Origin of the sequence: Weissella sp. DD23 (genome assembly GCF_001579105.1) — a bacterium.
Taxonomy (GTDB): Bacteria; Bacillota; Bacilli; order Lactobacillales; family Lactobacillaceae; genus Weissella; species Weissella cibaria.
Genome location: NZ_KQ970395.1, coordinates 7,287 through 8,073, shown reverse-complemented (window position 1 = coordinate 8,073; position 787 = coordinate 7,287). Strand labels below are relative to the sequence as shown.

Below are 787 nucleotides of genomic sequence, written 5' to 3'. Positions count from 1 at the left end.
GGAGATTGGCGGCTTTTGAGGCTGAGACAGAGACTTCTGTCCCAGCCTCTTTTTGAGTAACTTAGTCATCTAGACTGCCACCGGCGCGTAGGAAACGCGTACGGATAAAGAATAGGATGGCGTTCAGCACAATTAAGAAGGCGCTGAAAATAAAAATCCCGTTGTAATCTAGCACACTTGCAATCACCGTACCAAGCATTGGTCCAGCAACGGCCCCTAATGACTGGAATGACTGGTTATAAGCGAAAATACGTGATGTAATTTCACGCGGCGTTGATTTCGTCAACATGGTTTGAACCGCTGGTAACATGGTGGCATCAGAGATTCCAATCATGAAACGCATGATGGCAAGTTGCCAGACGGTTGTGACAAATCCGGTTGGGAGCATAAAGATAAATGCTAGGACGAAACCAATCATAATCATACGGTGTGTACCGATGCGATCCCCAATACGACCAAATCGCGGTGCCGCAATCATGGTTGCGATACCAGGCATGGCTGCGACAACACCTGCTAGGAAGGTTGTACTACCAGCCCCGTGATTCAACTCACGTACAAATAGGGCAACAATTGGACTGATTGACAGATTAACTGTTTGGATAATGAAAGTTGTGGTAAATAAACCAACTGTCAGTTTAGGGAAGGGGAGTAGTTTGAAAACTTCTTTGCGTGATGGTGAAGCACCGCGTTCAATAGGTGTAAACTCCTCTTTAACGAGCGTTAACGTTAAGGTGAAAACAAGTAAGAAAATAATACCAGTAATAAAAAATGAAACGCGATAGCTTAC

Annotated in this window: 1 protein-coding gene; it reads right to left on the bottom strand. The window is 44.9% G+C overall.

The annotated features are described in order from the left end of the window. Nucleotides 1-61 precede the first annotated feature (61 nt). Nucleotides 62-787: MFS transporter (locus WEIDD23_RS08695; protein WP_156469617.1), on the bottom strand; the 726-nt coding region annotated here is incomplete at its 5' end.